General features: G+C 31.9%; 4 protein-coding genes and 1 pseudogene. All 5 read right to left on the bottom strand.

All coding sequences use genetic code 11. The annotated features are described in order from the left end of the window. Positions 1 to 6: 6 nt before the first annotated feature. The gene (locus ACIQ2L_RS14670; protein WP_396160163.1) at positions 7 to 453 is read right to left on the bottom strand and encodes a GNAT family N-acetyltransferase; all 447 of its coding nucleotides are present in this window, start codon (positions 451 to 453) and stop codon (positions 7 to 9) included. A gap of 541 nt (positions 454 to 994) precedes the next feature. After that, positions 995 to 1,912, bottom strand: a complete 918-nt coding sequence (locus ACIQ2L_RS14675; RefSeq protein ID WP_396160165.1) for a hypothetical protein — start codon at positions 1,910 to 1,912, stop codon at positions 995 to 997. A gap of 621 nt (positions 1,913 to 2,533) precedes the next feature. Continuing rightward, positions 2,534 to 4,099, bottom strand: a complete 1,566-nt coding sequence (locus tag ACIQ2L_RS14680) for a S8 family serine peptidase (RefSeq protein WP_396160167.1) — start codon at positions 4,097 to 4,099, stop codon at positions 2,534 to 2,536. A gap of 169 nt (positions 4,100 to 4,268) precedes the next feature. After that, the gene (locus ACIQ2L_RS14685; RefSeq protein ID WP_396160169.1) at positions 4,269 to 6,311 is read right to left on the bottom strand and encodes a M48 family metalloprotease; all 2,043 of its coding nucleotides are present in this window, start codon (positions 6,309 to 6,311) and stop codon (positions 4,269 to 4,271) included. A 71-nt stretch (positions 6,312 to 6,382) separates the two neighbouring features. Next, positions 6,383 to 6,508 (bottom strand): annotated as a pseudogene (locus tag ACIQ2L_RS14690) (transposase); the annotation flags it as partial. Positions 6,509 to 6,636: the final 128 nt, after the last annotated feature.

The following is a 6,636-nucleotide window of genomic DNA, read 5'->3' on the forward strand; positions in this document are numbered from 1 at the left end:
CCATTGTTATTTTGAATAAGCGTTTTTATTGTGAAGTTCCATCCATTTGGTTGAGTCTGCAATGTCAGTCCACCCAAATTTACGGTAAAGCTCGTGTGCGTGAACTGTAAGTAAAATCCACCTTCTTAAACCCTGTAAATTCGGATAACTCATAATGGTTTCCATTAACCATTTTGAAAGTCCTCTACCTCTGTATTCTTCTAAAATATACACATCGCCCAAATAGGCGATTGTTGAAAAGTCAGTAATTATTCTTGCAAAACCGATTTGTTTATTGTCTTGATAAATGCCAAAGCATAACGAATTTTCATTTGCAGTTTGCACTTTGTCTTTAGGTATATTTAAACACCAATATGCTTTTGTTGATAAAAATTCGTGAATTGCATCTATGTCTAATTTCCTTTTGTCAGTTGAAATGCAAAATTCTTCTTTGTATATGGTTAAGTCTGTCATAGTAAAATCTGTAAAAATAGCCGCTAACGTCAGTTTGTCTAAAAACCCTCATCCGAACTGATTTTAATTAATTATGAAGTAAATATATTGGTTTTACGGGACAATAAAAACCTTTTTTATAAAAAGGAAGCTGATGTTTTTGAAAAAGAAAAAGGTCGTACCCAGCTAGCGCGAGCATCTTGCTCGTGCCCACAAACTAATTTAAACCCCGATAGCGCGGATTTGCAATCCGTGCCTACAATAAACATCAAATCAAATATAAATTAAATCTTTCTGTTTTTGAAATGCCTTGTCTTTGCCTGCTCAACATTATGGGCACGGATTACCCCAGCTAGCGCGAGCATCTTGCTCGTGCCCACAAACTAATTTAAACCCCGATAGCGCGGATTTGCATTCCATGCCTACAATAAAAATCAAATCAAATATAAATTAAATCTTTCTGTTTTTGAAATGCCTTTTCTTTGCCTGCTCAACGTTATGGGCACGGTTTACACCCGAGCAAAGCGAACTGACGAAGTAAACCCGACGCTTCGGGAGATTTTTAGTCTACAGTTTCGATTTCCAACAATGTTGTCCTGTTTTGAAAACCAAGGTTCGCTGTCCTTTTGAAAAAAGATTTTTGAATTATTCCTTTTGAAAAGTCAATCTGTTGCATTGTGTTTTCTGTCATTCCAAGACTTGCTTTATTAATTTCCTCAATTGCTTGTGGATTAGAGTTTGTTGCCTTTTTAACGTAGTCAATTACAACGGTTTTTAAAGTCTTTCCATCTATAACTTTATTAGTCTCGATTGTGCAAACAGAATTTTTAGTGTCGAGTTTTGTCAACTGAACTTTTTCTATAGCGTCAAAAGGTTGTCCACCAAGAGGATTTGGAAACTTGATATTGTTTGTCTGAATGAAGTTTAATTTATAGTTGTAGCCGAATGAAAAATTGTAAAACTTAATTTGCTTTAGTATAGCAATTTCTAAACCCTGTTTTGAAGCAATAAGTTGTTTTGCTGATTTGTACTGTGCGTTCATTGTTGGATTAGTAGCGCTATTTGCAATAAGTTCATCGACAACTTTATTGGTTATAATTTTCACTTCGTCAACATTGATAAGTTCTACAAATTTTCCAACATCAGAAAGTTTAATAAGCAGTTTTGTGTTTAACAATTTTGCGACAATTTGGTTTTCTAAAACTGGTTCATTGTCCGCCAATTTAGCATTTGTATATGTCCATTCAACTTTGTATCCATTATCTGATGCTTCTTTTACAATAAACATTGCATCAAAAGTTGATAAGAAGTTTTGATCTTTCCCATTGTTATTGTCGGTAGTTGTACTTTTTATTATTACAGAATGAGTTTCATTTTTTTTCCAATGTGGTGTTACATCAACAGAATTTTCTGTTTGTCCATAAGAAGTTGTTGACAAGCTAAAAGCTGTTACGAAAAGTCCAAGAAATTTTAAAATCATATTTTTTGTTTGAAGTTTATGTTGTAAAAAAAAATGTAGGCAACTTATTTATAGGCGAAAAAAGTTTCGCAAGCGTTCTGCCACTTCATGACGTGGCTAACTTCGTTACAGCATATTTACCACAAAGATAAAAACTCTTGCGAAAGGAAAAGGTGAATGTTGCACATTTTTCGCCATTTCCTAAGCTGGTGCAAGCGTCACGTTCGTACTTTATATCATTTACCACGCGAAGGGATTGCTTCGCCAGTCGCTTCGCTCAAGTCGCGCGTCAGCGAGGGAATTTTTGAACAACCCCAGCTAGCGCGAGCATCTTGCTCGTGCCCATAAACTAATTTAAATCAATTTCCAATATTGTCTGATCATTGTTCCCCGATAGCGCGGATTTGCATTCCGTGCCTACAATAAAAATCAAATCAAATATAAATTAAATCTTTCTGTTTTTCAAATGCCTTGTCTTTGCCTGCTCAACTTTATGCGCACGGATTACACCCGAGCAAAGCGAACTGACGAAGTAAATCCGAGCTATCGGGGTGTCCTTTGCTATTGGGTACATTTTACCGAAAAACTAGCTATGAATTTTAGCATTTGTTAGCAGTAGTACTTTTGGAAAGCGTATTTGTTTTAGTTCTTTCTATTTTCTGCCATTTTCATGGCTTCATAGGCATTTACAACACCTCCACTTTTTGATAATTTGTCAAAAGAAACTAGTTCCATGTTTTCATTTTTTAATTCGGGTTTAAGTACTTTTTTGTTTTTCAAATTTGTAGAAGAATCGAGTAATATGGCAATTAGTTGTTGTGGTGTTAAATCTGGATAGTAAGATAAAATAATGGCAGCAATACCTGTTACAATTGGAGCCGCTTCACTAGTTCCACTATGCATGCTGTAGGTGTTGTTTTCATCCGTTGTTACTATATCTTCACCGGGAGCAAAAATATCAACATGCTTTTTACCGTAGTTTGAAAAGAAACAGGCAAGGGTTTTATCGACATTTTTTCCGCTAGCACCTACATTGATAAAATTAGTGAATTCGGATAAGTCTCCGTAACAATCACTTGGATAATGTACAAATTCATCGATGTTTTCTGCTTCATTACCTGCCGCGTGTACCAGCAAGACATTTTTTTTCTCAGCCAACTTTATTGCATCATCAACAAAACTTTTTTGAGGTGAAAAAGCCTTGCCAAAACTCATATTGATTATGTCCGCCCCGTTTTCAATAGCATATCTTATTGCCAGAGCTACGTCTTTATCTCTTTCATCTCCGTTGGGTGTTGTTCTTAAAATCATCAGTTTAACATTTGTTGCTATACCGTCAATACCAACTCCATTATCTCTTATTCCAGCTATAATTCCTGCTAATCCGGTTCCGTGATTGGCTCGTGGACCAATTATATCAGCATTACCATAATGGTTGTCATTGATATCATTTGGGTTGTCTCCGACTAGGGCTCTTGGGTTAAAGTTGACATTTAGGTAGTAATCTAAAAACTCAGTATTCCTTTTTTTATTGCTGACTAATGATTCTTCAGAAAAACCGTTACTATATATTCTTTTTAAAAAAGTAATGGCTTCAGACAAAGAAGCGTCATTAGAGGTTATAGTCGTAAGATCACTCTCATTGGTTACCTCAACACCTGTCTTTTCCTTAAAAAGGGCTTTAGCATTAGTATATTTTTCTGAAAACCGTGTCAGATTCTCCTTTTCTTTGATTCTTTTCTCTAATTCTGCTTCATATTGCTTTTTGGCGACCTTATAATCTTTAGCTTCAGTTCCCGATTTATATATCCGAGTGTATTCTAAATTTTCATAATTGATATTTTCCCCTTTCGCATTGCCAATGAAGTTCCAGCCATACAAATCGTCTATAAAACCGTTGCGGTCATCATCAATATTATTATTTGGGATTTCATCCTCATTGAGCCATATCTTTCCTTTTAGGTCTTCATGGTTAATGTCAACTCCGCTATCTATTATAGCCACTATAACAGTCTTTTTCGCTTCTTTCCCATCAAGTAACTCCTTATAAGTTTTATTGACACTTGCACCCATAATTTGGTTATTATTCTGGTCTGCGTTATACCAATTTAGGTCAACGGGATTAAAAGCATTTACTGAAGTTTCCTGTGCGTATACAGTACAGAAAGTTACAGTCAGCGATGCAATAAAGGAGAGGATTATTTTCATATAGATTTTGTTTTTTAGTATTACTGCAACGTTTCGCTGCTTGGCGATGTGGCGGATTAAGGTAGCCTAAACTATCAGTTAATGACTAATTTTCCAACTACAAAACCAACTTAAAATTAAGCCCAAAACCCGCCATTATTGAAAACTGCTGTTGTGCGATGTTTTTTTATCAAGTTAAAAGTTCTGTTTGAAAATTTAGTAAATCTTTCTTAATTAAAAAATATCCTCTTGAAATTAGATAACTATAATCATTAATGGATTTAAAAAGGATTTGTAATTCATAATCAATGTATTCATCGTTTGTAAAATACACCCAATTTTCTTTTAAGTATTTATCAAAATTTTCTTTAATCAATTCCGTTAGTTCTGATTTGTAAAGTTCATTTTCTAAAATAATTGTAATTTCTTTTTTTAGTTCCGTTTCTAATTTTTTGAGATTGTTGAAATTAGATTTTATTTGCTCAAAAGGTGTAACATTACTAACAAATTCTGTTGCCTTTAGCAAATTAATATATAGTTCAGATTTTTGGTCGTGTTCTTTATCGTTTTTAAAAAATGCGACGTATTTTGATTTTAACTCTGTTTCTAGTGCTTTTTCTTTAGCTAAATTATAAAAATAAGAATAAATGGCAATATCATTTTTAGTTATTTCAACTCTTAAATTTTCTTTTTCATATTCGATTTTAGGTATTAATAAACTGGTATCTTTTGCTTTAAATTTTTGTCCATCATAATCAAATGTTTTTATATAAAAAACCTTATTTTCTAAATTTAATAAAGTGTTTTCATCATTCTCTAGCGCAATATAATCATAAATCATATCTATCTTTTCTTTATTGAAAAGCATTTCTAGATTATGATTTTCACTTAAGTTTACGACATCATTTATATCAAAATAATTTGGGTTTTTATTATCATAATAACCATTGTAAATTTTATTAAAAGTGTTTTTTTCATAATTTGTATTGTAGTCAGTTTTAAAATCATCAAATTTTACTGATAATAATTTATCTGAATTTTCAACGAATGAAAACAACTTATTTGTTAAGTTTTGTTGAAGTGTTTCTACAGAAAGAAACAATGAATTTGCAGATTCTTGAATTGTATTTTCTTTTGTAATATTTAATCTTTCAAGATTTGAAATTCTTTCATCAATGCTTGGATGCGAAGCCCATTGGTCTTTAATGATGAGTTTTGATTTGTTAAATTTACTTAAATCTATAGTAGAAACTATTGGAAAACTATTCTTAAATGGTAATTCACTTTCGTTTGCTAAAAAGTTTAATACATATTTTTGTTCTTTGTAAATATTTTCACTTTTTATATTTTCCGATAATTTGTTTTCATAATAGTTAATCACTGAATTATAAGAATGATCTGCTAAATCCATTCTTAATAATGATTCTTTGAGAGGTAAAAAACCTGCAACATTTGCAGCAACTTCATCTGCGTGAAATTCCATTTCTCTTGAAAGAGCTAAATAGTTAATATTTATAAAATCATACATTTTTTTCAAAATCCATTGAATTCCTTCGATGATTTTTACAGCAATCACAACAAAAATAGAAAAATAGCCACTTATATTTGCCCATTTTTGAATCATTTGATCAAATGATTCATTATCGTAAAGCATATTGAAAATTACTTGATTCACATTGTAAACATAACTTCCAACTTTCATACTTTTTTGTGAGAAATGTCCAAATTCGTGAGCCATGATTGCTTTGAATTCTTGTTCTGTGATGGTATTTACAAGACCTAATCCAATTTGTAAGTTTTTCTTAATTGGAAAAAACATACTCCAAAAACTTGAGTCATAAAATACACTTGCGTTTACATCTGTGGATAAATATATTTTTTTTGGAAAATCTGTTTCCACTTCCTTAACTATATCACTTATAAATTTAAATAACTTAGGTTCAGTTTGTTCTTTAATTTCAGTTAAGTGACTTCTGTCAATTTTGTGTTTTTTGAAAATAAATTTGAATAGAAAAGCAAGTATAAAAAAGCCTAAACTTGCTAAACCAATACCTAAACCAATTGTAATTGCCATTGGTTTTGCTGCAATAATATAAAATCCTCCTATAACGCTTAATATTGTTAAACCAATTGCTAAAAATAAAAGCAAAATGTAAACAATTAAAAATAAACCAATTGAAACAATTGCTTTTGTGGTCATTTTTTTAAAATTATTCGAAATTTCAATATTCATCTTTCTTTTTTTCTGTTTTTTTGATAAAATATCACCCCAGCTAGCGCGAGCATCTTGCTCGTGCCCACAAACTAATTTAAATCAATTTCCAATATTGTTTGATCATTGTTTCCATAATTCCTTGCACTACTATATTTCCAATCAATTGGGTCTGTTACAAATCCTGTTTCGACTGGATTATAATGTAAGTAATTTAACCCCCAGCTAGCGCGAGCATCTTGCTCGTGCCCACAAACTAATTTAAATCAATTTCCAATATTGTTTGATCATTGTTTCCATAATTCCTTGCACTACTATATTTCCAATCAATTGGGTCTGTTACAAA

Source organism: Flavobacterium sp., assembly GCF_044369455.1.
Taxonomy (GTDB): domain Bacteria; phylum Bacteroidota; class Bacteroidia; order Flavobacteriales; family Flavobacteriaceae; genus Flavobacterium.